Source organism: Sphingomonas liriopis, assembly GCF_024211255.1.
In the GTDB taxonomy this organism is placed as follows: Bacteria; Pseudomonadota; Alphaproteobacteria; order Sphingomonadales; family Sphingomonadaceae; genus Sphingomonas; species Sphingomonas liriopis.
Genome location: NZ_JAMLDY010000011.1, coordinates 49,769 through 72,949, shown reverse-complemented (window position 1 = coordinate 72,949; position 23,181 = coordinate 49,769). Strand labels below are relative to the sequence as shown.

27 protein-coding genes and 2 tRNA genes are annotated in these 23,181 nt (G+C 69.0%); 11 read left to right on the top strand and 18 right to left on the bottom strand.

Annotated elements, in window-relative coordinates; all coding sequences use genetic code 11:
- The first annotated feature begins 87 nt into the window (after nt 1-87).
- On the top strand, nt 88-483 hold the full coding sequence (locus M9979_RS10665; RefSeq protein WP_254289340.1) for a hypothetical protein: 396 nt from the start codon (nt 88-90) through the stop codon (nt 481-483).
- Here M9979_RS10665 and M9979_RS10660 read toward each other — a convergent pair.
- The 4 genes from M9979_RS10660 to M9979_RS10645 all read right to left on the bottom strand — a co-directional run bounded on the left by M9979_RS10660 (nt 480) and on the right by M9979_RS10645 (nt 5,486).
- The gene (locus tag M9979_RS10660; protein WP_254289339.1) at nt 480-2,519 is read right to left on the bottom strand and encodes a S9 family peptidase; all 2,040 of its coding nucleotides are present in this window, start codon (nt 2,517-2,519) and stop codon (nt 480-482) included. The genes M9979_RS10665 and M9979_RS10660 overlap by 4 nt on opposite strands.
- 178 nt (nt 2,520-2,697) lie before the next feature.
- Nucleotides 2,698-3,246 carry a DUF2497 domain-containing protein gene (locus M9979_RS10655; protein ID WP_254289338.1) on the bottom strand — a complete coding sequence of 183 codons (549 nt, stop codon included), beginning with the start codon at nt 3,244-3,246 and terminating at the stop codon, nt 2,698-2,700.
- Nucleotides 3,247-3,281: 35 nt separating this feature from the next.
- Nucleotides 3,282-4,787 carry a TolC family outer membrane protein gene (locus M9979_RS10650; protein ID WP_254289337.1) on the bottom strand — a complete coding sequence of 502 codons (1,506 nt, stop codon included), beginning with the start codon at nt 4,785-4,787 and terminating at the stop codon, nt 3,282-3,284.
- A gap of 18 nt (nt 4,788-4,805) precedes the next feature.
- Nucleotides 4,806-5,486, bottom strand: a complete 681-nt coding sequence (locus M9979_RS10645; RefSeq protein WP_254289336.1) for a protein-L-isoaspartate O-methyltransferase family protein — start codon at nt 5,484-5,486, stop codon at nt 4,806-4,808.
- A 147-nt stretch (nt 5,487-5,633) separates the two neighbouring features.
- Here M9979_RS10645 and M9979_RS10640 point away from each other — a divergent pair, with 147 nt between their 5' ends.
- On the top strand, nt 5,634-5,996 hold the full coding sequence (locus M9979_RS10640) for a hypothetical protein (protein WP_254289335.1): 363 nt from the start codon (nt 5,634-5,636) through the stop codon (nt 5,994-5,996).
- A gap of 13 nt (nt 5,997-6,009) precedes the next feature.
- Here M9979_RS10640 and M9979_RS10635 read toward each other — a convergent pair.
- Together M9979_RS10635 and M9979_RS10630 are read right to left on the bottom strand one after the other, a co-directional pair.
- Nucleotides 6,010-6,083, bottom strand: a tRNA-Cys gene (locus tag M9979_RS10635).
- Nucleotides 6,084-6,125: 42 nt separating this feature from the next.
- Nucleotides 6,126-6,572: a (deoxy)nucleoside triphosphate pyrophosphohydrolase gene (locus M9979_RS10630; protein ID WP_254289334.1), complete on the bottom strand. Its 447-nt coding sequence runs from the start codon at nt 6,570-6,572 to the stop codon at nt 6,126-6,128.
- A gap of 31 nt (nt 6,573-6,603) precedes the next feature.
- Here M9979_RS10630 and M9979_RS10625 point away from each other — a divergent pair, with 31 nt between their 5' ends.
- Both M9979_RS10625 and M9979_RS10620 read left to right on the top strand, forming a co-directional pair.
- Complete coding sequence (locus tag M9979_RS10625; RefSeq protein ID WP_254289333.1) at nt 6,604-6,807, top strand: Flp family type IVb pilin; 204 nt, start codon at nt 6,604-6,606, stop codon at nt 6,805-6,807.
- 135 nt (nt 6,808-6,942) lie between these two features.
- Nucleotides 6,943-7,110: a Flp family type IVb pilin gene (locus M9979_RS10620; protein ID WP_254289332.1), complete on the top strand. Its 168-nt coding sequence runs from the start codon at nt 6,943-6,945 to the stop codon at nt 7,108-7,110.
- 91 nt (nt 7,111-7,201) lie between these two features.
- Here M9979_RS10620 and M9979_RS10615 read toward each other — a convergent pair whose 3' ends face one another.
- The 4 genes from M9979_RS10615 to M9979_RS17235 are packed head-to-tail and all read right to left on the bottom strand — an operon-like array spanning nt 7,202 to nt 11,023.
- Complete coding sequence (locus M9979_RS10615; protein ID WP_254289331.1) at nt 7,202-8,149, bottom strand: acetyl-CoA carboxylase carboxyltransferase subunit alpha; 948 nt, start codon at nt 8,147-8,149, stop codon at nt 7,202-7,204.
- 33 nt (nt 8,150-8,182) lie between these two features.
- The gene (locus M9979_RS10610) at nt 8,183-9,037 is read right to left on the bottom strand and encodes a tyrosine-type recombinase/integrase (RefSeq protein ID WP_254289383.1); all 855 of its coding nucleotides are present in this window, start codon (nt 9,035-9,037) and stop codon (nt 8,183-8,185) included.
- 32 nt (nt 9,038-9,069) lie between these two features.
- Nucleotides 9,070-10,905: a hypothetical protein gene (locus M9979_RS10605; RefSeq protein WP_254289330.1), complete on the bottom strand. Its 1,836-nt coding sequence runs from the start codon at nt 10,903-10,905 to the stop codon at nt 9,070-9,072.
- On the bottom strand, nt 10,889-11,023 hold the full coding sequence (locus M9979_RS17235; RefSeq protein WP_277998506.1) for a hypothetical protein: 135 nt from the start codon (nt 11,021-11,023) through the stop codon (nt 10,889-10,891). Before M9979_RS17235 ends, M9979_RS10605 begins: the two co-directional genes overlap by 17 nt.
- 74 nt (nt 11,024-11,097) lie before the next feature.
- On the opposite strand from M9979_RS17235, the gene M9979_RS10600 reads away from it, so the two are divergent.
- The 4 genes from M9979_RS10600 (at nt 11,098) to M9979_RS10585 (ending at nt 13,561) form a co-directional block, all read left to right on the top strand.
- Nucleotides 11,098-11,676 carry a shikimate kinase gene (locus M9979_RS10600; protein ID WP_254289329.1) on the top strand — a complete coding sequence of 193 codons (579 nt, stop codon included), beginning with the start codon at nt 11,098-11,100 and terminating at the stop codon, nt 11,674-11,676.
- The gene (gene aroB / locus M9979_RS10595; protein ID WP_254289328.1) at nt 11,673-12,773 is read left to right on the top strand and encodes a 3-dehydroquinate synthase; all 1,101 of its coding nucleotides are present in this window, start codon (nt 11,673-11,675) and stop codon (nt 12,771-12,773) included. The genes M9979_RS10600 and aroB overlap by 4 nt, the downstream gene beginning before the upstream one ends.
- Nucleotides 12,773-12,913 carry a DUF2256 domain-containing protein gene (locus tag M9979_RS10590; protein WP_254289327.1) on the top strand — a complete coding sequence of 47 codons (141 nt, stop codon included), beginning with the start codon at nt 12,773-12,775 and terminating at the stop codon, nt 12,911-12,913. The genes aroB and M9979_RS10590 overlap by 1 nt, the downstream gene beginning before the upstream one ends.
- Before the next feature lie 96 nt (nt 12,914-13,009).
- Nucleotides 13,010-13,561, top strand: a complete 552-nt coding sequence (locus tag M9979_RS10585; protein WP_254289326.1) for a hypothetical protein — start codon at nt 13,010-13,012, stop codon at nt 13,559-13,561.
- Between the two features lie 127 nt (nt 13,562-13,688).
- Here the strand turns inward: M9979_RS10585 and M9979_RS10580 are convergent, their stop codons facing one another.
- The 6 genes from M9979_RS10580 to M9979_RS10555 form a co-directional block, all read right to left on the bottom strand.
- Nucleotides 13,689-14,018: a DUF423 domain-containing protein gene (locus M9979_RS10580; protein WP_254289325.1), complete on the bottom strand. Its 330-nt coding sequence runs from the start codon at nt 14,016-14,018 to the stop codon at nt 13,689-13,691.
- Entirely contained in the window at nt 14,015-15,781 is a 1,767-nt protein-coding gene (locus M9979_RS10575; RefSeq protein WP_254289324.1) for a cation:proton antiporter domain-containing protein, read from the bottom strand. The genes M9979_RS10580 and M9979_RS10575 overlap by 4 nt, the downstream gene beginning before the upstream one ends.
- Nucleotides 15,774-16,211 (bottom strand): iron-sulfur cluster assembly scaffold protein, encoded by a 438-nt coding sequence (locus tag M9979_RS10570; protein WP_254289323.1) that lies wholly within the window; start codon nt 16,209-16,211, stop codon nt 15,774-15,776. Before M9979_RS10570 ends, M9979_RS10575 begins: the two co-directional genes overlap by 8 nt.
- A complete protein-coding gene (locus M9979_RS10565) occupies nt 16,208-16,771 on the bottom strand; it encodes a CvpA family protein (RefSeq protein WP_254289322.1) in 564 nt (187 codons plus the stop codon). Before M9979_RS10565 ends, M9979_RS10570 begins: the two co-directional genes overlap by 4 nt.
- 222 nt (nt 16,772-16,993) lie before the next feature.
- Nucleotides 16,994-18,364, bottom strand: coding sequence for a DNA repair protein RadA (gene radA, locus M9979_RS10560; protein WP_254289321.1), 1,371 nt, complete (start codon nt 18,362-18,364; stop codon nt 16,994-16,996).
- Nucleotides 18,365-18,577: 213 nt separating this feature from the next.
- Nucleotides 18,578-19,276, bottom strand: a complete 699-nt coding sequence (locus tag M9979_RS10555) for a glutathione S-transferase family protein (protein WP_254289382.1) — start codon at nt 19,274-19,276, stop codon at nt 18,578-18,580.
- A gap of 72 nt (nt 19,277-19,348) precedes the next feature.
- Here M9979_RS10555 and M9979_RS10550 point away from each other — a divergent pair, with 72 nt between their 5' ends.
- Nucleotides 19,349-20,491 (top strand): glycosyltransferase family 4 protein, encoded by a 1,143-nt coding sequence (locus M9979_RS10550; RefSeq protein WP_254289381.1) that lies wholly within the window; start codon nt 19,349-19,351, stop codon nt 20,489-20,491.
- A gap of 179 nt (nt 20,492-20,670) precedes the next feature.
- Here the strand turns inward: M9979_RS10550 and M9979_RS10545 are convergent, their stop codons facing one another.
- A complete protein-coding gene (locus M9979_RS10545) occupies nt 20,671-20,961 on the bottom strand; it encodes a DUF2218 domain-containing protein (RefSeq protein ID WP_254289320.1) in 291 nt (96 codons plus the stop codon).
- Nucleotides 20,958-21,560, bottom strand: a complete 603-nt coding sequence (locus M9979_RS10540) for a PadR family transcriptional regulator (protein ID WP_254289319.1) — start codon at nt 21,558-21,560, stop codon at nt 20,958-20,960. The genes M9979_RS10545 and M9979_RS10540 overlap by 4 nt, the downstream gene beginning before the upstream one ends.
- 169 nt (nt 21,561-21,729) lie before the next feature.
- Between M9979_RS10540 and M9979_RS10535 the strand changes: the two genes are divergently transcribed.
- Both M9979_RS10535 and M9979_RS10530 read left to right on the top strand, forming a co-directional pair.
- On the top strand, nt 21,730-23,049 hold the full coding sequence (locus M9979_RS10535; protein ID WP_254289318.1) for a replication-associated recombination protein A: 1,320 nt from the start codon (nt 21,730-21,732) through the stop codon (nt 23,047-23,049).
- Between the two features lie 54 nt (nt 23,050-23,103).
- A tRNA-Thr gene (locus tag M9979_RS10530) sits at nt 23,104-23,179 on the top strand.
- The last annotated feature ends 2 nt before the right edge of the window (nt 23,180-23,181 follow it).

Here is a 23,181-nt window from a genome sequence, read left to right as displayed (position 1 = left end):
GCTGAGAAGCCGGCCCGATCCCATCGCGGTATACGACCGCTTAACCCCGCCATTTTAAGGCGATCCGGATCAAGGATTCGATTGCCCATGTCGCGCGACCTGCACCACGACCACGACGAACTGCGTGCGATCATGCATCGCTTCGCCACGATGATGGCCCAGGGCCCCGATGCGTTCGATGCCTCGCTGCACCGCGACCGCGTCGCCTTCTCGCAGCTGTTCCAGGCACATATGGTCGCCGAAGAGAAGGCGGCGCTCATCGCGCTGGGCAATGATCCAAAGCGGCTGAAGGGATCGGCCGACCTGAAGGCGCTGTTCCGCGATTACAGCGCGCACGTCAGCGCCTGGACGCCGCCGCGGATCAAGACGGATTGGCACGGATATCGCAACGCGGTGCTGGCGTTGCAGAAACGGCTTCGCACCCGGATGGACTGGGAGGAACGGGAGATCCACCCCCGCCTCCCCCGGTATCGCGCCGCCTAGCGGGCGTCCTTCGTCCAGCGGTCCATCCAGCCGAGCACTTCGCGATACCATTGCCGCGAGTTGCGCGGTTTCAGCACCCAATGGTTCTCGTTGGGGTTGACCAGCAGCCGCGACGGGATGCCGCGGCGCTGGAGCGCGGTGAACGCCGCCAGCCCCTGCGTGTAGGGGATGCGGAAGTCCTTTTCGCCGGTGATGACCAGCTGCGGCGTCTTCCAGTTCTGGACGTGGTTGACCGGGTTCCATTTCTCGAACGCGGCGGGGTCCTCGTAATAGGCCTTCTGCCCATGTTCCCATTCGTCGAACCACAGTTCCTCGGTCTCGTACGCCATCGCGCGCGCGTCGAAGACGCCGTCGTGCTGGACGATGCACTTGAAGCGATCGGGCCACTGGCCTTCGATCCAGTTCATCATATAGCCGCCGTAGGAAGCACCGAGCGCGCAGGCGTTGTTCGCGTCGAGCCAGCCGAACCTGTCGGTCGCGGCCTTCAGCCCCGCCTTCAGATCGTCGAGCGGCCAGCCGCCCCAATTGTTGCTGATCGCATCGGTGAAGGCCTGGCCGTAGCCGGTGGACCCATGGAAATCGACCGCGACGAGGCCGTAGCCCGCGCCGGCGAACACCGCCGGGTTCCAGCGGTACGACCAGCTGTTGTCGCTCGACCCCTGCGGCCCGCCATGGACCATGAACGCGATCGGCACCTTGCCCGTGCTGCCATAGGGCTTCACCGCATAGCCCCGGACGGTATCGTTGTTGGCGCCGGTGAAGCCGAACCGGGTGACGGTCGGCATGTCGATCCCGGCGAGCTTCGCGGCGTTGACCTCAGTCAACCGCGCGACCTTGCCCTTTGCGGGCACGCTGTAGAAATCGTCGGGCGCGGTCAGGCTGTTCATCGCCACCACCGCGCCCTTCGGCGTCGGCACGACCGCGGAGACATGCCCCTGTTGCGTCAGCCGCGTCACCTTGCCGGTGGCGGGATCGACGCTGAACAGCGGGTTTTCCTGCGTGTCCTGCGCGGTGACGTAGATGCGCTTCGAATCGGGCGACCAGGCGATCGAGCCGACCGACCGGTCCCAGCTTTCGGTCAGGCTGCGCACCTGCCCTGTGGCGAGATCGCGCAGCATCAGCACCTGCCGGTCGGCCTCGAACCCCGGCCGCTTCATCGCGAACCAGGCCAGGCTGCGCCCGTCGGGCGAGACGGTCGGCAGATTGTCCGTCGCCGTGTTGCCCTCGGTCAGATTGACCGGCGCGGCGGAACCGTCGGCGGGGGCGGACCAGATGTCGAGGTTGGTCGACAGCGGCTCCGTGTTGCCCGCGACGCGCAGCGCGAAATAGACGGTCTTGCCATCCGCGCTCCACGACACTTCCTCAGCCCCGCCGAAGGGACGCGAAGGCGCATCGCCGTCGAGCCCGTGCTCGATCGCGACGCCGTCGCCCGGCGCGCCCGCGGCGGTCAGCGGCAGGACGAACAGCTGCGAATGCGTGCCGTCGACCCAGGTGTCCCAATGGCGCACGAACAGCTTGTCGTAGACGCGGCCCTCGCCTGCGTTGGGGTCCTTCTTCTCGACCGCGGGGGCAAGGCTCGGCGCATTGGGCTTGCGATCGGCCCAGACGAGGATCCTGTCCGCCGCGGGCGACACCTTGAAGCCGCCCAGCCCGCCCTGGAACCCGGTCAGCTTCTTCGGCGCACCGCCGGTGACCGGCACCGACCAGATCGCATCGTCGCCACCCTTGTCGGACTGGAAATAGACCGTCTGGCCGACGATCTGCGGCGCATTCTCGTTGACCTCCGCCTCGTTGAGCAGCGGTTCCGGCTTTGCGCCTTTGCGCGACAGGTCGAGCCGCCACAGGTCGTAGCGGCCGCGGTTGGCGGCGAGATCGGTCTCGCGCTGTGCCCATACCAGCCACTTGCCGTCCGCCGAAACGGTCGGCGCGCCGATACGGCTGAGGGTGGAGACGTCATCGATGGTCAGCTGGCGGGCGGCGGCAGGCGCGGTCAGCGCGGCGGTGGCGAGCAGGCTCGCGGCGAGGAGGGTCTTCATGGGGCGGAGGGTATGCCGATCGCGGGGCGGGAGCAACGGCTCTCCTCGCTCACATTCGTCATCCCCGCGCAGGCGGGGATCCATACTGGCTGACGCTTCGGCTCGAGTCACCGACGGTAGTGATTATGGATCCCCGCCTCCGCGGGGATGACGCGTGAGGGCAGAGAGGAAAACCCCCTCAGCGCATCTGCGCAGTAATCTTCGCGATCTCGCGCGCGACCATCGTCTCGACCATCTCGGGCAGATTGGCATCCAGCCATTCGCGCAGCATCGGGCGCAGCATCTCGCGCACCAGGCCCTCCAGTGTCCCGTCGCTCTCCGGCTCGGGCTTGACGAGCAGCTTGCTCAGCGTCTCGAGCGAGCCGAGGCTGGCGGCGGCGGTGCGTTGCGACAGGATCGGTTCGTCGGTCATCGCAGGTTGAACGGGTGCCGCGCGCGCAGGTTGCGGCGCGGCGGCGTGCGGCGGCGGTGCGGGCGCCGCCTGCACCCGCGGAGCAGACGCGGGTTCGGGCTCCGGTTCGCGCTGCGGCGGCAGCTCGCGCTGCGCCACGGGCTGCGGCATCGGGTCGCTCAGCTCCAGCACCTCTTCGGGCTCGGGCTCGATCGGCTGCGGCACCGCGCGCGGGCGGCGGCTGCGCGCCTGCGTGCCCTCGCCTTCTTCGGCGATGATCCGTTTGATCGACGAAAGGATCTCTTCCATCGACGGTTCGGCGCTCATATCCCCCATGGCCCTTTTACGTCCCTGCCCGTCTGCAAGCGCCCTTATTGGCGGTTCGGCGAGGACGCACCTGTGGTTAATGCGGGGCTTCTGTCAACCGGCGTATCGAGCAGCGGGTCGAGCGGTTTGGTGACGGTCGCGGTCTGCGGCGGCGTCTGCGCGGTGGTCGTCGCCACCGGTGCGGGCTCGCCGTCGCTGGCGAAATCGTTGATCCGGTTCCGCACGCGCTTGTAGTTCACCGTCGGGTCGTACAGCGCGCCGCCGTCGAGCCCCAGGTCGCGCGCCTCGGCATCGCCCATCGCGGCGAGCAGCGCGAAGCCCGCGACATAGGCGTCGCGCCGCGCCGTCACCAGCGTCACCTGGCTGTTGAGCAATTCCTGTTCGGCGTTGAGGATGTCGAGGATGGTGCGCGTGCCGACGCTGTTCTCGGCGCGCACGCCCTCCAGGCTCAGCTTGTTGGCGTTCACCGCGGTTTCGGACGATGCGATCACCTGCTGCGACGACTGCCATACCGCATAGGCGGAACGCGTCTGCGAGATCACCGCACGCTCGGTCGCGGTCGCCAGCTCCAGCGCCTGACTGCGCTGCGCCTCCGCCTGCCGCACCTGCGCGCCCGGCCGCCCGCCCTGGAACAGCGGCAGCGTCAGTTGCAACCCCGCCGATGCCGAGGTGCCGGAATTGGGTGAGATGCTGGAATTAGGCAGCGATCCCAGATAGTTGAAATAGTTCGCGCCGGTTACTGCCGACACCCGCGGCAACCGCCCCGCCTTGGCGGCGCCGATGTCGTAGCGCGTCGCATCCGCCTGTCGCCGCGCGGCGATCAGATTGGGGTTCTTGCCCAGCGCCTCGCTCACCGCATTGGTCGGCGAAGTGGGCAGATTGGGCAGCACCGGCGGCTCTTCGAGCGCGACCGGCGGCGATCCCACCACCTGGATGTAGTTTTCGCGGCTGGAGATCAGCTGCGCCTCGGCCTGTTGCAGCTGCGCGCGGGCGAGCGCCAGCCGTGCCTCCGACTGCGCGACGTCGGTGCGGGTCAGGTCGCCGACCTGAAAGCGATCACGGCTGGCGCGCAGGTTGACCTCGAGCACGCGGACGTTCTGCTGGTTCAGCCCCGTGATCGCCTCGTCGCGGATCACGTTCATATAGGCGGCGACGACGTTGGTGAAGGTGTTCGCCTCCGTCCCGCGCAGCGTCGCGCGGCCGGCATCGACCCGCGTTTCGGCCGCGCGCACCGAATTGCGCACCGCGCCGCCCTGATACAGCGGCACCGACAGGTTGAGCGATCCCTGCCCGTTGCGCTCGGGATTGAGGAAGTTGTTGTTCGCCTGCAGGACATTGTCGGTGATCTGCCCGGTCGCGTTGACACCCGGCAGGCCGCTGGCACGCGCGATCGGCACGCTTTCGTCCGTCGCGCGCAGCGCCGCGCGCTGCCCGGTCAGTGTCGGGTTCGATGCATAGGCCTTGGCCAGCGCCTCGCGCAGCGTTTCGGCGCCCGCCGGTGCAGCCAGCCCCACCAGTGCCGCGCCCCCCAGCAACAGTCCGCGCATCATCCCCCCGTCGCCCATCTACTAGAACCTGAAACGCTGTGGACTGGAAAAGCCCGGCAGGATCACGCAATCGCTGTCGAGGAACGGCGACAGGCCGAATCCGCCATCGGTCTTGCGCCCGCTCGCCAGCCGCGTGACGCCGCGCTCGACCAGCCCGGTAACGACGCGGCCGCCGGTCCTGACCTGTCCGACCAATGCATCGGGAACGTGCTCGATCGCCCCGTCGATCACCAGCACGTCATAGGGCGCACCCTCTGCGTCACCGGCGCCGAGCGGTCCTTCGACGACGCGCACGTTCGCCGTGCCCGCCAGCGCCTCGCGCGCCAGCGCGGCGAGCGAGGCATCCTCCTCGACCGCGACGACCTCGGCGACGATCTGCGCCAGGATCGCGGCGGCATAGCCACCCGCGGCGCCGATCAGCAGCACGCGATCGCCCTTTTCCAGATAGGCTTCGGTCAGCAGCCGGCCGGTGACCATCGGCAGGTTGATCGCCCGGCCGCCGGCGACCGGCAGCGCGGTGTCCCGATACGCCATCGCACGCTGCGCGGCGGGCACGAACGCCTCGCGCGGCAGCGTATTCATCGCGACGAGCACGCGCTGGTCGCTGACCGCATTGGTGCGCAGCTGGCTCGCGACCATCGCGTGCCGCATCGTTTCCGACGCGGCGCCATCCGGCATGATGTTGTCGAGGCTGATGTTCATGATGACCCCTCTCGCACAACCGTATTATGTGCGCAATACACTTCGTGACAGACCGGCTTGTATCGCGCGCGTTCCGCCGCGCCAAGCGTCGGTTGCGGCCGATGTCGCGCATGGCCAGCGCGTGTGGTAGCGGGTAAGGACGCGGCCATGATCCCTGCGACCTATCACAAGTTCATCGACTGGATCGGCGACGGCACCGGCCTGCCCGATACGATCCTGCACATCCATGCGGGGCTGGCGGTGCTGATGCTCGCCCGCCTCGTCACCCGCCGTTCGCTCGGCAGCTTCGTGCCATGGTCGTTCGTGCTCCTCGCCGAAACGTTCAACGAGGTGATGGACCGGCTCAACTTCGGTTCGTGGCGCTGGGCGGATACGACGTCGGACGTGCTCAACACCCTGTTCTGGCCGACGGTGATCTGCCTCGGCATCCGCCTGCGCCCGATGCTGCTGCCGCGCGACGTCGCGCGGGTGAGGATGACGGACGGCGGGATCGACGACGCGACGCCCTGACGCGCGCACTCGTTGGAGGCCCGACCGGGAATCGAACCCGGGTGCAAGGATTTGCAGTCCTCTGCGTCACCACTCCGCCATCGGGCCTCGACGCGGGAGGGCGGCTGATGATCGGTTTTCCCGCGACCGTCAACCGCCGATTTGCAGCAGCCGTTCCAGCATCGCGACCAGCGGCAAGTCGGCGGGCGGCATGGCGAGCGCACGCATCGCCGCCGGCCTGACCCAGGCGAGCGCGCTCGCCTCCAGCGCCCGTGGCGTGCCCCGCCAGTCGCGGATCGTGTAGAGCAACAGCAGCAGGTGCCGCTCGCCCAGCCCCGCGCTGGCGAAGGTCAGCGGCGTCAGCGCCCCGGCGTCCACCGCGATGCCCAGCTCCTCGGCCAGTTCGCGGACCAGCGCACCTTCCAGCGTCTCGCCCGGTTCGATCTTGCCGCCGGGAAATTCCCACAGGTCGGCCATCTGCTTGCCCGGCGGCCGGCGTTGCAGCAGCACCCGCCCCTCGCCGTCGATCAGCGCGGCGGCCACCACCGGCATCAGCCGCAGCGGCATTGCCGCCGGTGCGGCCCCATCGTCAGCCATTCCTTAAGCCTTCCCCATTATGGCGGATCGCATGACATCGCGTCACCCGCTTCTCCGTCGCCTGTTCGGGCGGTTGACGCCAGCCCTGCGTGACGTCCGGGGTGCGACCGCGGTCGAATACGGGCTGATCCTGGCGATGATCGTCGTCGTCATGATCGTCGCGCTGAAGGGGCTCGCCGGCGTCACGGTCGGCATGTGGACCGACGTCAGCACCAAGGTCATCAGCGCCAAGTGAACCCAGGCGCCCGTCGCCCCGAAAAAAGCGATTCGGCCTTAAACCTTTGGCAACCTCGTACGGCTAATCATGATCGCGCTGCTCCGGTTCACCGGTTCAGCCGGGTGACTGAAGTTTCGAATAATGGAGACCGGAATGCAGACGATTCGCAAGTTCATCAAGAACAGCAAGGGCGCGACCGCCATCGAGTACGGCCTGATCGCCGCGCTGATCGCCGTCGCCGCGATTGCTGCCATGCAGGGTCTGGGCTCGAAGCTCACCAAGACCTTCAACAACGTTTCGTCGAACATGACCGCCACGTAAGAGCGCGTCGTTCGACTGAAAGTACCGGGGCGGCGGAACATCGGTTCCGCCGCCCCTCTTTCGTTAGGCGCCGACGATGACGGAAGTGGCGCTACAGCCGCCCCATCGCCAGGAACTTCTCGCGCCGTTCCCGCCGCAGCGTCTGTGCATCGCGGTTCGCCAGCGAATCGAGCGCCTCGGCCACCGCATCGCCCAGCAGGCGAGTCGCCTCCGCCGGATCGCGGTGCGCGCCGCCCAGCGGCTCGGGCACGATCGTGTCGATCACGCCGAAGCCCTTGAGATCCTGCGCGGTCACCCGCATCGCCTCGGCCGCGTCCGCCGCCTTGTCCGCGGTGCGCCACAGGATCGACGCGCAGCCTTCGGGGCTGATGACCGAATAGATGGCGTGTTCGAACATCAGCACGCGATTGCCCGCCGCCAGCGCCACCGCGCCGCCCGATCCACCCTCGCCGACGATCGCCGCGACGACCGGCACGCCGGCGGCCAGGCACGCCTCGGTCGAGCGCGCGATCGCCTCGGCCTGCCCGCGCTCCTCCGCCTCGATGCCGGGGAAGGCGCCCATCGTATCGACCAGCGTCACCACCGGCAGGCCGAACCGCTCGGCCAGCCCGACCAGACGGATCGCCTTGCGATACCCCTCGGGCTTGCCCATGCCGAAATTGTGCCGGAGGCGCGTCGCGGTGTCGGAGCCCTTCTCATGCCCCAGCACCATGACCTTGCGCCCGCGGAAGGTCGCGAAGCCGCCCATGATCGCCTGATCGTCGCCGAACGCGCGATCGCCCGCCAGCGGCACGAATTCATCGAACAGCCCGGCAACGTAATCCTTGAAATGCGGCCGTTCGGGATGCCGCGCGACCTGCGTCTTCTGCCACGGCGTCAGCTTCGCGAAGGTATCGCGAAGCAGCTTGTCGGACTTCGCCTGCAGCCGCGCCAGATCGGCGGCGATGTCGATCGTGCCGTCCGCCGCGGTCGCGCTCAGTTCGTCGATCCGACCCTGCAGTTCGGCAATCGGTTTTTCGAATTCGAGGAAGCTCGCCATAGTGCCGCCGGTTAAGGACGCCGCGGCCCCGCGTCAACGCGAAGGCATGTCGCGGAGCGGATGGCGCGTGTTGACCAGCTCGACCAGCCGGCTGGCATCGACATGCGTGTAGATCTCGGTCGTCGCGATATCGGCATGGCCCAGCATAGATTGCAGCGCGCGCAGGTCGGCACCACCGGCGAGCAGATGCGTCGCGAAGGCATGGCGCAGCACGTGCGGGCTGACCCGGTCGGGCGACACCCCCGCCTCCGCCGCCAGCGCCTTGACCAGCTGGTACAGCCGCACCCGCGTCAGATGCCCCTTGCCCGACGGGAACAGCCATGCGCGATCGACCGCGACATGCGTCCGCCACGCCGCCACCGCGGCGCGCGCGCGGTCGGAGATCGGCACCAGCCGTTCGCGCCCACCCTTGCCCTTCAGGATCAGGAACGGGCGGTCGGGATGGATCGCGTTGCGCGGCAGGCTGACCAGCTCGGTCGCGCGCAGCCCCGATCCGTAGAGCAGCTCGACCAACGCCGCGAGCCGCAGGTCGTTGGGCAGCGGATGCGTCGCACTGGTTCGCTCGGCGATCGCCGCGAACAAGCGGTCGACGTCGGCGCGACCCAGCACTTTGGGCAGCGCCCGCGCCGTCCCCGGCCTTGGCAGCGCCTTGCCCGGATCGTCGCCGCGATGCCCCTCGTCGAGCAGGAACGCATAGAATCGCCGCAACGCCGCCGATTTGCGCGCCACCGTGCTGCGCGCCAGCGTGGCCCAGCCTTCGGCCAGCGCCTGCAACTGCGTCTCGCCCGCCGCGACCAGCCCGTCCGGCACCGCCGCGGACGCCAGCATCAGGTCGCTGCGATAGGCGGCGATCGTGTTCGCCGCCGCACCGGCCTCCGCACCGAGCATCTCGAGGAACCGCTCGATCAGCGCCGAATCGCTCAAACCCGCGCCAGCGCCTCCGCCGCGATCATCCGCGCCTCGCCTTCCAGCCCGACCGCGCGCAGCGCCCCGACGATGCGATACAGCATCGCCGGCGGCACGCCACGCCACGCCGGCGTCTGCATGCCGATCGCGGCGAGCAGCACGACATTGCCTTGCTGCCCCTCCGCCGCGGCGCGATCGATCGCGCGCGTCCAGGCGTTCTGCGCACCGATCCGCACGTCCAGCGCCTCGGCGGCCCGCTCGATATCGTCGGGCGCCAGCCGCCCGAGCCCCGCCAGCCCGGCGAAGAACAGTCTCTGCTTCAGCGCCGCATCGCCGCGGCCCGCATAGGAGGACAATTGGCGATAGCTCAGCCGCCCGCCCGCGTCGGGATCGGCGAGCGCGATCATCGCCCAGGCGTCGCTGCCCTCGTCCACCGCCCCGCGCCAGCGCGCCGCGCCGCGATCGATCCCCGCGGTCAGCATCGACGCGACCAGCAGGGGCGCCTCCTCGATCCCCGTCCGCACCGGCAGCCGCGCCGCGGCGCGCGCGGTCAGCACCAGCCGCGCATAGGGCGGCTCGCCGCCCGCTTTGTCGGCGACACCCCACAACTGCCGCATCGCGGCCAGCCGCGCATCCACGTCGTTGCCGACATAAGCGGTGCGCAGGTCGTTGGCGGTGCCGCTCGCCGCGGCGGGCATGTCGTTGGCGGCATCGACCGCGCTGTAGAGGTCGACCAGCGCCGCGGCCGACAGCACGCCCTGCCCCGCCGCCGCATCCGCCGCACCGATCCGGTCGGCGAGCGGGATACCCGGTGCCAGCGCATACCAGTAGCGCGCCTGCCGCCCGGTCGCATCGAACAGCTCGTCGGGGATCGTCACGCCGGTCGCCGCGGCAAGGCCGAAGCGCCACGCGGTCAGGTCGCCGACGCCCGCCCATTCGATCGTCACCGCCTGCCCGCCGCCCGGCGCCGCGCCGACGACCTTCTGCGCCAGTTGCAGGTCGATCCCGCTCGCGACATTGCGCCGCCGCGCCGCGGTCAGCAGCGCCTTAGCGCGCGCCGGCTCGGCAGCGAGGCCGGCGCACATCGCCTGCGCCAGCGTCCAGCCGCGCTCGCGCGTCGCGGCAAGCCCGGCGTCGGCGATCCCGCACAATTCCGCCGGATCACCCGTCGCCAGCGCCGCGTTCATCGCGACCTGATACAGTTTCGGCGTGTAATCCGCGTTGTCGACGCTCTGCACGACCGCGCGCGCCGCCACCGCCTCGCCCATCCGCAGCAGCAGCCACGCGCGCTCGGCGGCGAAATCGGCGCCGTTGAGCTTTTCGGGCGTATCGAGCTGCGCGACCAGCGTCCGCCGCAACAGGATCGACAGCCAGCGCGACGGCAGCGGCGCGGCGACCCGCCGCATCAGCCCCTCGACGAAGCCGCCGTCCGCACCGCGGAACGCCTCGGGTCCCAGCGCGCCCTCGCGCGGGCCTGCCGGTCCGATCCGGTCGAGCGAGCGGCGCGCGAATTCAGGCATCTCATATTGCGCCAGCACGTCGGGATCGACCGTCGGCGTGGCCGTGGGCGTCGCACTGGCGGTCGGCGTCGGCGTGTCCGTCGGCAACGGCTGGACGAAGCCGGTCGCCGCCGGCGCCGGCGCTGCCCCGGTCGCGGCGGGTCGCGGCGCGCTCGTCGTGGCCCGCGCGGTGGGCTGCGCCGCCGGTTCGCCGAAGCCCGGCGGCAGGATCGATTCGGGACGCTCCTGTCCGTTCGCCGCGCCATAAGCGTTCAGCGCGGCGACCGCGATCGTCAGGACCGCGCCGCCCCGCGCCAGCGAGAGCAGCCGCGCTCTAGCTGAGGTTGGCAAGCGTCACGGCCTTTTCGACATGGGTCTGCGGCCGCTCGGACGCGCGGCCGGCGAGTAGGAACAGGCCGCCGACCACCACCACGAGGACGACGATGACGGAAAGGACGAAGCGCGACATAGAAGACCTTGCGACACGGAAACGCGAACCGGAGCTTTTGCCCCGTCCTGACCCGCTGTATAGCGCACCCGGCCATGTTGCAAAGCGCTTCCCCCTCCGCCGGACCCGACCGCACCGCCACGTCGCGGGCGATCGTGCTCGTCGGGCTGATGGGGGTCGGCAAATCGACCGTCGGCCGGCGCCTCGCCGCCCGCCTGCGCCTGCCCTTCGTCGATGCCGACCATGCGATCGAGGAAGCGGCGGGGATGACCGTCGCCGAGATCTTCGAACGTTTCGGCGAACCCTATTTCCGCGACGGCGAACGCCGCGTCATCGCCCGGCTGATCGACGGCACGCCCAAGGTGATCGCGACCGGCGGCGGCGCGTTCATCAACGCCGACACGCGCGCGCTGATCCTCGGCCAGTCGACCGCGATCTGGCTCCACGCGCATCCCGACGTGCTCGCCGAGCGCGTCGGCCGCCGCGACACCCGCCCGCTGCTGCGCGGCAAGAACCCGCGACAGGTGCTCGCCGAGCTCGCCGCGATCCGCAATCCCATCTATGCCGAGGCGCATATCCACATCACCAGCAACAAGACGCCGCACGAAACCACGGTCAACGCGATCCTGAAGGCGATCCGCGACGGTTCCAGCGCGGGCGCGGCACCGGCATGACACGCATCACCGTCGATCTGGGGACGCGCAGCTATCCGATCCTGATCGAGGCGGGGCTGCTCGCCCGCGCCGCCGAACACCTCGCGCCGCTCGCCCGCGGCCGGACGATGGCCATCGTCACCGACGAGAACGTCCGTCCGCATCTGGCGACGCTGCAGGCCGCGCTCGCCGACGCCGGCCTCGCCAGCGAGGCGATCGTGCTGCCGCCGGGCGAGACGACCAAAAGCTGGACGCATCTTACCGAGCTGTGTGACCGGCTGCTCCAACTCGGCGTCGAGCGCGGCGACCATGTCGTGGCACTGGGCGGCGGCGTGATCGGCGACCTCGTCGGCTTCGCCTGCGCCATCCTCAAGCGCGGCTGCGGCTTCGTCCAGATCCCCACCACCCTGCTGGCGCAGGTCGACAGCTCGGTCGGCGGCAAGACCGCGATCAACACCCGCGCCGGCAAGAACCTCATCGGCGCCTTTCACCAGCCCTCGCTCGTCCTGATCGACCCGTCGGTGCTCGACACGCTGCCCCTGCGCGAGGTTCGCGCCGGCTATGCCGAAGTCGTCAAATACGGCCTGATCGACGATCCCGCCTTCTTCGCCTGGTGCGAGGCAAATGGCGCGGCGCTGCTGGCCGGCGACCCGGACGCGCGCCATTACGCCATCGCCCACGCCGTCGCCGCCAAGGCGCGCATCGTCGCCGCCGACGAGCATGAAACCAACGGCACCCGCGCCCTCCTCAACCTCGGCCACACCTTCGGCCATGCGCTGGAGGCGGAGGCCGGCTTCGACGGCAGCCTGATCCACGGCGAAGGCGTCGCCGCCGGCTGCGCCCTCGCCTTCGCCTTCTCCGCCGCGCAGGGCATCTGCCCGCCCGGGGACGCCACCCGCGTCGCCGCCCACTGGCGCGCCGTCGGCCTCCCCGACGGTCTCGCCGCCTCGGGCATCACCGCCAGTGGCGCCCGCCTCGTCGACCACATGCGCCACGACAAGAAGATGGCGGCGGGCACCCTCCCCTTCCTGCTCGCGCGCGGCATCGGCCAAACCTACCTCGACAAGACGGTCGACCTCGCCACCGTCGAAACCTTCCTCGACGCCCAGCCCCGCTGATGCCCAACGGCATCGCCAAGCAGAATCTGCCGACGAAGGTCTGCCCGGCCTGCAACCGCCCGTTCGCGTGGCGCAAGAAATGGGCGAAGGACTGGGACGCGGTCGTTTATTGTTCGGACGCGTGCCGGAAGAAGCGGTGAGGGCGTGGTTCGGTGGTGAGCCGACAGGCACCTTTGCGCTGGCCCAGAGGCGAAGCAGACGTTGCGGCCAGCCGCCTCATACGTGATACATACGTCATGATCGCACTGGCCTTGTTGCTGCAAGCAGCTTCCGCTCCTCCTGTTCCTCCCCCTCCCAAGGAGAGCTACTTGGCTGCGGTTGCGCTTTGGCGAGATAATGCACCGTCGGAGGCGGAAAGGCGTTCGGCTATTGATAGGGCGGTCGGGATGGCCGCGTCCGGCGCGCTCGCCGAAGTAGGCATCCAGGTCATCTACACGAAACGAGGCTCTGTTAGCCGATGGCTAACCAAATTTGACCAGTTGAAGCCCATTATCGCGCGGCATGTCCCTGCTGATTTGCACAAATCCGATGGACTTGTAGCAGATTGTGTCATCAACGATCTTGCCTACGCTCTGTCTTCGGATGAGATCGGCAGAGTCAGAGAGTTTTTTTCAACGGTCGCGGGAAAGAAATTCTGGTCTATATCCGGTGTATTCCACGATGCCATGCTAGAATGCTATAGGACAACGCTCAACTTAAAGGCCGATTATGCCGACTTTCTCGCAGTCGGTCTGCGCCCGCCCAAGCCACCGAAGCCGAGCAGGCCGCAGGGAAACCTCGTATACTAAAGAACCGATCAGACGCCCGTTTATTGGGATCAGGATGCATTACCACATCGTCCCGCATTGATTTTTGACGACTGACGCTGGAACGGCTGGGAATGGGCGTTAGCAGCCATGAATGGGTACAACCCCCTCAAGCCCCCCGCATCGTCCACGCCAGCCACAGCCAGCCCGCGATCAGCAGCGCGCCGCCGATCGGCGTGATCGCGCCGAACCAGCGCGGCGCGCCCAGCGCCATCAGGTAGAGCGTCGCGGCGAAGATCGCGCCGCCGACGACGAACAGCCAGCCCGGCCCGCGCGCGTCGAAGCGGATCGCGACCAGCGCCGCGACCGCGTGGATCAGCTGGTAATGCGCGCCGATCTTCAGCCATTCCGCCGCCGGGCCGCTCGCGCCATGCGCGCCGAACGCGCCCGCCGCGACCGCGATGGCGCCGGCCAGCGCCACCAGGATACCGAGGATCATCGCGGATCATTCCCCCAGGGTTGCTGTTCGGCGACCATCGCGCGGGCGGCGCGCAGGTCGCCCGCCTCGATCTGGATGCGCAGCCGTTCCTTGTCGCGCGACCGGTACGTCTCTTCGGCACGGTCGATCTCGGCACCGGCGATGCCGAGATCGCGCATCGCGACGCGCGCCATCTTCACCGCCGATTCGAGCACCTCGCGCACGACGAACACCGACGAGGCCGCCTTCAGCCTGACCAGCGCGCGACGGTCGAACGCGCGCACGTAGATCGCGGCATTGGGGAACGCCTCCTTCACGCCCTCCAGCATATCGGGCTGGATCTGGTCGCCGTCGATGCAGAACAGGATCAGCTCCGCGTCCGCCGCGCCGGCCTGTCGCAGCAGGTCGAGGCGGGTGCCGTCGCCGTAATAGACCTTGGCGCCGAACTCCCCGGCGATGTCGATCATCTCGATATCGGTGTCGATCAGCGTCACCGGAATGCCCTGCGCCAGCAGCATCTGCCCGACGGTCTGACCGAACCGCCCATAGCCGACGATGATCGCATTGGCGCCGTCCGCCGTGGGGCCGTCACGCGCCTGGTCCTTCGCCACCGGCTCCTCGCGGAATTTGCGCGTCGCGCCCATCAGGAACGGCGTCGTCGCCATCGACAGCGTGATGATCGCGCCGAACAGGCTGGCAGCGTCGGGCGCGATCAGCAGCCCGGCCTGCGCCTGTGCGAACAGCACGAAGCCGAACTCGCCGCCCTGACTGAGCAGCAACCCGAGCGCCAGCGCGCTGCGCCACGTCATCCGGAACGCGAGGCCGATGGCCATGATGACCCCGGTCTTGGTCGCGATCAGCGCCAGCGCCATCAGCGCGACGAACACCGGCCGTTCGGCGATCGCCTGCAGGTTGAGCATCATGCCGACCGCGAGGAAGAACAGGCCGAGCAGGATCGACCGGAACGGCTCGACGTCCGCCTCCAGCTCGTGCCGATAGGGGCTGTCCGCCAGCATCACGCCCGCGATGAACGCGCCCAATGCCGTCGACAGCCCCAGCGCCTCCATCACCGCGGCGCTGGCGATGACGGTGAACAGCGCGGCGAAGACGAACATCTCGCGCTCGCCGAGATTGCCGATCAGCCGGAACAGCGGCCGCAGCAGGAAACGCCCGGCGAGGATCAGCCCGCCGACCGCCAAGACGGTATACAGCGCCAGCAGCCACCCCGGCGGGCCGTTGGCATCCGCCGGATTGCGGCTCATCGCCGCGACGATCGTGATGAGCGGCACGATCGACAGGTCCTGGAACAGCAGGATCGAGAACGCCCGCTCGCCGAACGGCGTCCGCATCCGCCCCGAGGATTGCAGCATCGGTAGCACCTGCGCGGTCGACGACAGCGCCAGCGGCAGCCCCAGCGCGAACGCCGCGGGGACCGAGAAATGCGCGAAGCCCCACACCACCGCGGTGATCGCCAGCCCGCAACCGACGACCTGCATCAGCCCGAGGCCGAAAATCTCCTGCTTCATCCGCCACAATCGCGTCGGGTTCAGCTCCAGCCCGACGACGAACAGCAGCAGCGTGATGCCGAGTTCGGCGATCCCCATCTTCGATTCGGCATCGCCGACCACGCCCAGCACATGCGGCCCGACGACCGCGCCGGCGACGAGGAAGCCCAGCGTCGCACCCAGTCCGAGCTTGCGGAACAGCAGCACGAAGGCGAGGCCGGAGCCGAGCAGGATCACGCCATCGCGAAGCATCGACACGTCGTGTGCCGCCTCATGCATGCGCGTGCGCCTCGCGTGCGGCGAAGGCCGCTTCCGCCGCCGCCTCGAACGCCAGCCGGATCGACGGATGCCGCGCGGTATAATCGAGCGCCGGCTGGAACACGGCGAGGCCCGGCCAGTCGGGCATATCCCCCGCGCGCGCCAGCCACGCGGTCAGCGCATCGCGCGCCGCCGCCAGTTCCTCGGGCGTCCTGCCGAGGATCGCGGCGCCGAGCAGCGACGCCGATGCCTGCCCCAGCGCGCACGCCCGCACCAGCAACCCGACCTCGCTCACCCGCCCGTCGTCGCCGACGCCGACGTCCACCGTCACCCGGCTGCCGCAGATCGGCGAGCGCTTCTCCGCGCTCGCCTGCGCATGGTCGAGCCGCGTGTGATGCGGGATCGACGCCGCCAGCCGCAGGATCTCGGCATTGTAGAGCGGAGCATTCATTGCGCGTTACCCATGCTGTCGGCCTGTTCCACGCTCTGCCGCGACCCGAACACCGGCTGTCCGCGACGGCGGCGGTCGACGAAATCGGCGATCCCCGCGCTCGTCGCATTGAGGAGATTGTACGTCCGCGACGCGGTCATCCATTCGGGCCGCCGCGCCGGCCCGCCGCGCGCGGTATCGACCAGCAAGGCGGCGACGAGGAAGCCGAGGCTGGCGATGATGAGCCCCTTCAACGCGCCGAAGCCGAAGCCCAGCGCGCGATCGACCGGCCCCAGGATCGACTGCCGCGTCCGCTTGCCGATCGCATTGGCGACCAGCTTGCCGCCGATATAGGTGCCCCCCGCGATCAGCGCGAACGCCGCCACCGCCGCGCCCGACGGCGTGCCGATCACCGCAGACAGCTTGGCGGCGAGCGCGACGTGGAACAGCTTGAGCATCGCGACGATCGCCACCCAGGCGAACAGCGACAGCACCTCGGTCACGAAGCCCCGCTTGAGCCCGAGCAGCGCCGCACCCGCGACGCAGAGGAGAACGATGATATCGAGTGCGGTCAGCGCCATGCATTCGGGAATAGGGATGCGGGGGCGATGCCGCTAGTCCCGGTGGCACGGGAGACGCACACGAGATATTCCCTTCGCCCTCACCCTTCCGGCGCTTCGGGGCACCCATGAAAGTATTACTTTCATGGGACCCCTACGCGCCTCCCTCCCTCTCCCATCGGGAGAGGGAAGAGACGGCGAAGCCGTCGATAGGGTGAGGGTGAGGCGGAGCGCCCGGCCCCGTCACCGTCCCAGCATATGCTCCACGAACGCACCGAGCGTCGCGAAGCCGGTCAGGCGCAGCGCATTCTCGTCCTTCGCCACCGCGCTCGGCACCAGCGCGCGTTCGAACCCCAGCTTGCCCGCCTCCTTCAACCGCAGCGCGCCGTGTGCCACAGGACGAACTTCGCCCGACAGTGCGACCTCGCCGAACGCCACCGCATCGATCGGCACCGGCCGCTCCGACAGCGCCGACACCAATGCCGCCGCCACCGCCAGATCGGCCGCCGGGTCCTGCACGCGATACCCACCCGCAATATTCAGATACACCTCGGCGTTCGAGAAGCTCAGCCCGCACCGCGCCTCGAGCACCGCCAGGATCATCGCGAGGCGCCCGCTGTCCCAGCCGACCACCGCACGCCGCGGCGTCGCGCCGCTCGCCAGCCGCACGACCAGCGCCTGGATCTCGACCAGCACCGGCCGCGTCCCCTCCAGCGCGGGGAACACCGTCGTCCCCGTCACCCCCTCGTCGCGCTGCGTCAGGAACAGCGCCGACGGATTGGACACTTCGGTCAGCCCCTCGCTCTGCATCGAGAAGACGCCGATCTCGTCCGTCCCGCCGAATCGGTTCTTGATCGCGCGCAGGATGCGATACTGATGGCTGCGCTCGCCCTCGAACGCCAGCACGGTATCGACCATATGTTCGAGCACGCGCGGCCCCGCGATCGACCCGTCCTTGGTGACGTGCCCGACCAGCACCAGCGCGGTGCCGCGCTCCTTGGCGAAGCGGATCAGTTCCTGCGACGACGCACGCACCTGGCTGACCGTGCCGGGCGCGCCCTCGATCAGGTCGGAATGCATCGTCTGGATCGAATCGATCACCAGCAGCGCCGGCGGCGGCCCCATCGACAGCGTCGTCAATATGTCGCGCGTCGAGGTCGCCGCCGCCAGCTGCACCGGCGCATTGCCGAGCCCCAGCCGCCGCGCGCGCAGCCGGATCTGGTCCGCCGCCTCCTCACCCGAGACATAGGCGACACCGCGCCCTGCGAACGCGAGCTTCGCGGCCGCCTGCAACAGCAAGGTCGATTTGCCGATGCCCGGATCGCCGCCGATCAGCGTCGCCGACCCCTCGACGAAGCCGCCGCCGAGCGCCCGGTCGAGCTCGGCAATGCCGGTCGCCATCCGTTCGGGAAGCACGATATCGGCGTCGAGCCCGACCAGCTGCACCGTGCGACCGCCGGTACGCAGGTCGTGCTTGGCCTGAAACGGCGTGACGACCGTACCCGCCTCCTCGACCAATGTGTTCCACTCGGCGCAATCGCCGCACTGCCCCGCCCAGCGATGCGACACCGATCCGCACGCCTGACACACGTAACGCTTCTGTGGTTTCGCCATGGATGGCGGTGTAGCGAAACGAGAACGGGAAGGGAACAAAAATCCTGCGAGAGCCGGGACAAGGCCACGTCAAACTCCTCCGTCACCCCGGACTTGTTCCGGGGTCCACCGTCCCGCAGGCGTCTCGCGCAATGACGAGCCGTGCGCCCCGCCGCAGAGTGGACCCCGGACCAAGTCCGGGGTGACGAGGGAGTTGGTCGGGCGGCGGACCAATCAGCCCGGTATCTTCAGCCCTCGCTGCACCGCCGGCCGCGCCAGCCCGCGTTCGAACCACTTGGCCACATTCGCGAACCGCTCGAACCCGACCAGCTCCCCCGCGCCGTAAAAGCCGGTCAGCCCGTTGACCCAGCCCAGCATCGACACGTCCGCGATCGAATAGTCATGCCCGAGGAACCAGTCTTTCCCCGCCAGCGCCGCGTCCATCACGCCGAGCAACCGCGCGGCCTCCGCGACGTAGCGGTCACGCGGGCGCTTGTCCTCGTAGTCCTTGCCGGCGAATTTGTGGAAGAAGCCGACCTGCCCGAACATCGGCCCGACGCCGCCCATCTGGAACATCACCCACTGGATCGCCCGCCAGCGCCCCGCCGGATCGGCCGGCACCAGTTGCCCGGTCTTGTCGGCGAGGTACAGCAGGATCGCGCCGCTCTCGAACAGCCCGAACGGCTCGCCCCCCGGGCCGTCCGGATCGACGATCGCCGGGATCTTGCCGTTGGGATTGAGCGACAGGAACGCATCCGACTTCTGGTCGTCGGATGCGAAGTCGATCTTGTGCACCTCGTACGGCAGGCCGATCTCCTCGAGCATGATCGACACCTTCACCCCGTTGGGCGTGGGCAGCGAATAGAGCTGGAGCCGGTCGGGATGCGCGGCGGGCCAGCGCCGCGTGATCGGAAAGTCGGACAGATCGGTCATCATCGCGTCCCTCGTCGTGGAAGGCCGCCGACATAGTCACGCCGCATTCGCGACGCTATGGGCGGCACCATCATGCAACCGTCGGACCTTCGCGTCGCGCTGTTCAGCGGCAACTACAATTACACCCGCGACGGCGCCAACCAGGCGCTCAACCTGCTCGTGCGCCATCTGCTCGACCGCGGCGTGACGGTGCGCGTCTATTCGCCGACCACCGACCATCCCGCCTTTCCGCCGACGGGCGACCTCGTCTCGGTGCCCGCGATCCCCGTGCCGGGCGGGCGCGAGGAATATCGCCTCGGCCGTTACCTGCCGAAGGCGACACGCGAGGATCTCGAGGCGTTCGCTCCCAATATCGTCCACGTCTCCGCGCCCGAATTCCTCAACCACGGCGCGGTGACCTGGGCTCGCAAGCACGGCGTGCCGAGCGTCGCCTCGTTCCACACCCGCTTCGAGACCTATTTCCGCTATTACCGGATCGGCTTCGTCGAACCGGTCATCAAGGCGATCATGACCCGCTTCTACAACCGGGTCGATCGCGTCATGCCGCCCAGCCCCAGCATGGGCGAGGAGCTGCGCGCCTGGGGCGTGACCACCCCGATCACCATCTGGTCGCGCGGCATCGACCACGACCGGTTCAAGCCGGCGCGCCGCGATGACGCGTGGCGCCGCAGCCTCGGCATCGCCGATTCCGACATCGCAATCGGCTTTCTCGGCCGGCTGGTGAAGGAAAAGGGCCTCGACGTCTTCGCCAAGGTCGCCAAGGACCTCGCCCGCCGCGGCGTGCCGCACAAGGTGCTGGTGGTCGGTAAGGGCCCCGCGCAGGACTGGTTCGCGCAGCAGGTGCCGGGCGCGATCTTCGCCGGCTTCCAGTCGGGCGACGATCTCGGCCGCGCGGTCGCGTCGATGGACGTGTTCTTCAACCCGTCGATCACCGAGACGTTCGGCAACGTCACCACCGAAGCGATGGCCGCCGGCGTCCCCGTCGTCGCCGCGCGCGCGACCGGCGCGGTCGACCTGGTCGAGGACGGCGTCACCGGCTTCCTGGTCGAGCCCAAGGACGTGACCGGCTATGCCGATGCGATCGCGCGGATCGTCGCCGATCCGGCGCTGAAGGCGGCGATGGGCGACGCAGGCCACGCCCGCGCCGCCGGCTATCTGTGGGATACCGCGAACCAGACGGTGCTGGACACGTATATGGAGTTGCACGGGGGGTAGGCCGACTTACCGGGCGGCGACACTTTCAACGCATCCCCCGTCACCCCGGACTTGTTCCGGGGTCCACCGTCCCGCGGGCGTATCGCTCCCACCTCAAGCCGCTTGCCTCGCCGCGGAGTAGACCCCGGAACAAGTCCGGGGTGACGAGGAGATTTGAGGCGCACGCCCCCCCGACACGCTCACCCCGCCCGCCAGTCGAACGTCAGCGGCGCCTCGCGAAACGCGAACCGGTCGAGGTGGCTCGCCACCACGCCCTGCATCCGCGCATCGTCCTCGCCCTCCGGCACGGTCAGCACCAGATCGAGGCTGTCGCTGTCCGCCCGCATCGCCAGCACCGATCCGTTGGGGAAGACGATGCTCCCTTCCTCGGGTGTGAAGCTCACCTCCATCTTGTGGCTCCAGTGCTTGGCGAGCTGCTGGAGATAGCGGCTGGCCGACCCCGTCGGCACGCGTGCGACCGAGACGCTCATTTCAGCCGCTCGATCTTGCGCACGACCTCGTCGATCAGTTCGGCGACCGCGTGCGAGGCGTCTTCGGACAGGTCGTCCGCCTCCAGCCGGTTCTGCAGCACGGTGCGCAGGTTGCGCATCGCCCGGCGGATCGGCGCGCGGTCGCTGCGCGCGCGGTGCGCGCCGACCTCGGCCAGCCGTGCCATCAGCGCCGCGACCTGCTCGGCATGTTCGGCGAGGTGCGCCGTCCCTGCCCCGGTCACGACGAAGCGTTTGCGCGCGGTCTCCGACGGCTGTTCGGCGATCAGCTCCATCTCGGCGAGCATCGTCAGCGCCGGATAGACCATCCCGGGGCTGGGCGCATAGGCGCCCCCGGTCAGCTCCTCGATCGCCTTGATGAGTTCGTAGCCGTGGCGCGGCTCGTCGGCGATCATCCTGAGCAGCACGAGCCGCAGCTCGCCGCCGTCGAACATCCGTCGCCGGCCACCGCCGCCACGGCCGTCCTCGCGCGGATCGCCACGCCCGAAGTCCCAGCGCACCGCGAACGGGCCCCGCGACCATTCCCCGCCGCCCCGCGGCCCGCAACCGCGTCCACCGCGGCCATGCATATGTGCAAACATCGTATCATCCTTCTGTATCACGATGCGCTCAAGATATATCGCAGCTTTCCGGTGTCAGGACCGTTCGAGATATATCTTGATAGTCGGTTCGAAAGTCTCACCGCGCATGACCTTTCGCGCATCCGACGTGGGGGATGACGCGCCCTGCCCGTCGCCCTATCTCGTGCGGATGGCAGACCTGCTGACCGGCATCGAACCGGAGCCAACCCCCGATCCCGTCCGCGACGACGCTCCCCTCGCCGACCGGCTGCGCCCGCGCGCGCTGGACGCGGTCGTCGGGCAGGAGCATCTGACCGGCCCCGACGGCGCGATCGGCCGCATGGTCGCCGCGGGGCGGTTGTCGTCGATGATCCTGTGGGGTCCGCCCGGCACCGGCAAGACGACGATCGCGCGGCTTCTGGCTGCCGCGGTCGACCTGCGCTTCGTCGCGATCAGCGCGGTCTTCTCAGGGGTAGCCGACCTCAAGAAGGCGTTCGCCGAGGCGCGCGACCACGCGCGGATCGGCAAGCGCACCTTGCTGTTCGTGGACGAGATCCACCGTTTCAACCGCGCGCAGCAGGACGGCTTCCTCCCCTATGTCGAGGACGGCACGGTGACTTTGGTCGGCGCGACGACCGAGAACCCCTCGTTCGAGCTCAACGCCGCGGTGCTCAGCCGCGCGCAGGTGCTCATCCTCCACCGCCTCGACGCCGCCGCGCTCGCCAAGCTGCTCGACCGTGCCGAGGCCGTGGAGGAGCGCCCCCTGCCCCTCACCCCCGACGCGCGCGCCGCGATGATCGCGCAGGCCGACGGCGACGGCCGCTTCCTGCTCAACCAGGCCGAAACATTGTTCTCGGTCCGGCTCGACGCGCCGCTCGATCCCGCCGGCCTGTCGGATTTCCTGCAGCGCCGCGTCGCCGTCTACGACAAGGATCGCGAGGGCCATTACAACCTCATCAGCGCGCTGCACAAAAGCATCCGCGGTTCCGATCCCCAGGCCGCGCTCTACTATCTCGCGCGCATGCTGACCGCGGGCGAGGAGCCGCTGTTCCTGCTGCGCCGCCTGACCCGCGCCGCGGTCGAGGACATCGGCCTCGCCGACCCGCAGGCGCTCGTCCAGTGCATCGCGGCCAAGGATACCTACGACTTCCTCGGCAGCCCGGAGGGCGAACTGGCGATCGCGCAGGCGTGCCTGTATCTCGCCACCGCCCCCAAATCGAACGCCACCTATATGGCGCAGAAGAAGGCGTGGCGCAGCGCGAAGGAGACGGGGTCGCTGATGCCCCCCGCCAACATCCTCAACGCGCCGACCAGGCTGATGAAGCAGATCGGCTACGGCGCCGACTACGCCTACGACCACGATGCCGAGGACGCCTTCTCGGGCGCCAATTACTGGCCCGACGAACTGTCGCCGCAGACCTATTACGAACCGTCGGGACGCGGCTTCGAGGCGCGGCTACAGGAACGCCTGGCGCATTGGGACGCCTTGCGCGCCAAACGCCGGCCCTGATCCTGCCGCACCCTCTGGACTACGCGGCCCGCCTGTCGCATGGAGCGCGCGAATGCCGGTTTAGCTCAGCTGGTAGAGCAGCGGTTTTGTAAACCGAAGGTCGCGGGTTCGATCCCTGCAACCGGCACCACC

Excerpts from the sequence above, each read along its gene's own strand:
- M9979_RS10630 (WP_254289334.1), bottom strand. The coding sequence starts at position 6,572 with ATGGCTGACGATGGGGCCGCACCGGCGGCAATGCCGCTGCGGCTGATG.
- M9979_RS10550 (WP_254289381.1), top strand. The coding sequence starts at position 19,349 with ATGCAACCGTCGGACCTTCGCGTCGCGCTGTTCAGCGGCAACTACAAT.
- M9979_RS10625 (WP_254289333.1), top strand. The coding sequence starts at position 6,604 with ATGACATCGCGTCACCCGCTTCTCCGTCGCCTGTTCGGGCGGTTGACG.
- aroB (WP_254289328.1), top strand. The coding sequence starts at position 11,673 with ATGACACGCATCACCGTCGATCTGGGGACGCGCAGCTATCCGATCCTG.
- M9979_RS10645 (WP_254289336.1), bottom strand. The coding sequence starts at position 5,486 with ATGAACATCAGCCTCGACAACATCATGCCGGATGGCGCCGCGTCGGAA.
- M9979_RS10565 (WP_254289322.1), bottom strand. The coding sequence starts at position 16,771 with ATGGCGCTGACCGCACTCGATATCATCGTTCTCCTCTGCGTCGCGGGT.
- M9979_RS10555 (WP_254289382.1), bottom strand. The coding sequence starts at position 19,276 with ATGACCGATCTGTCCGACTTTCCGATCACGCGGCGCTGGCCCGCCGCG.
- radA (WP_254289321.1), bottom strand. The coding sequence starts at position 18,364 with ATGGCGAAACCACAGAAGCGTTACGTGTGTCAGGCGTGCGGATCGGTG.
- M9979_RS10620 (WP_254289332.1), top strand. The coding sequence starts at position 6,943 with ATGCAGACGATTCGCAAGTTCATCAAGAACAGCAAGGGCGCGACCGCC.
- M9979_RS10540 (WP_254289319.1), bottom strand. The coding sequence starts at position 21,560 with ATGTTTGCACATATGCATGGCCGCGGTGGACGCGGTTGCGGGCCGCGG.
- M9979_RS10655 (WP_254289338.1), bottom strand. The coding sequence starts at position 3,246 with ATGGGGGATATGAGCGCCGAACCGTCGATGGAAGAGATCCTTTCGTCG.
- M9979_RS17235 (WP_277998506.1), bottom strand. The coding sequence starts at position 11,023 with ATGTCGCGCTTCGTCCTTTCCGTCATCGTCGTCCTCGTGGTGGTGGTC.
- M9979_RS10615 (WP_254289331.1), bottom strand. The coding sequence starts at position 8,149 with ATGGCGAGCTTCCTCGAATTCGAAAAACCGATTGCCGAACTGCAGGGT.
- M9979_RS10660 (WP_254289339.1), bottom strand. The coding sequence starts at position 2,519 with ATGAAGACCCTCCTCGCCGCGAGCCTGCTCGCCACCGCCGCGCTGACC.
- M9979_RS10600 (WP_254289329.1), top strand. The coding sequence starts at position 11,098 with ATGTTGCAAAGCGCTTCCCCCTCCGCCGGACCCGACCGCACCGCCACG.
- M9979_RS10545 (WP_254289320.1), bottom strand. The coding sequence starts at position 20,961 with ATGAGCGTCTCGGTCGCACGCGTGCCGACGGGGTCGGCCAGCCGCTAT.
- M9979_RS10650 (WP_254289337.1), bottom strand. The coding sequence starts at position 4,787 with ATGATGCGCGGACTGTTGCTGGGGGGCGCGGCACTGGTGGGGCTGGCT.
- M9979_RS10570 (WP_254289323.1), bottom strand. The coding sequence starts at position 16,211 with ATGAATGCTCCGCTCTACAATGCCGAGATCCTGCGGCTGGCGGCGTCG.
- M9979_RS10575 (WP_254289324.1), bottom strand. The coding sequence starts at position 15,781 with ATGCATGAGGCGGCACACGACGTGTCGATGCTTCGCGATGGCGTGATC.
- M9979_RS10590 (WP_254289327.1), top strand. The coding sequence starts at position 12,773 with ATGCCCAACGGCATCGCCAAGCAGAATCTGCCGACGAAGGTCTGCCCG.
- M9979_RS10580 (WP_254289325.1), bottom strand. The coding sequence starts at position 14,018 with ATGATCCTCGGTATCCTGGTGGCGCTGGCCGGCGCCATCGCGGTCGCG.
- M9979_RS10610 (WP_254289383.1), bottom strand. The coding sequence starts at position 9,037 with ATGCTCGGTGCGGAGGCCGGTGCGGCGGCGAACACGATCGCCGCCTAT.
- M9979_RS10535 (WP_254289318.1), top strand. The coding sequence starts at position 21,730 with ATGGCAGACCTGCTGACCGGCATCGAACCGGAGCCAACCCCCGATCCC.
- M9979_RS10640 (WP_254289335.1), top strand. The coding sequence starts at position 5,634 with ATGATCCCTGCGACCTATCACAAGTTCATCGACTGGATCGGCGACGGC.
- M9979_RS10585 (WP_254289326.1), top strand. The coding sequence starts at position 13,010 with ATGATCGCACTGGCCTTGTTGCTGCAAGCAGCTTCCGCTCCTCCTGTT.
- M9979_RS10665 (WP_254289340.1), top strand. The coding sequence starts at position 88 with ATGTCGCGCGACCTGCACCACGACCACGACGAACTGCGTGCGATCATG.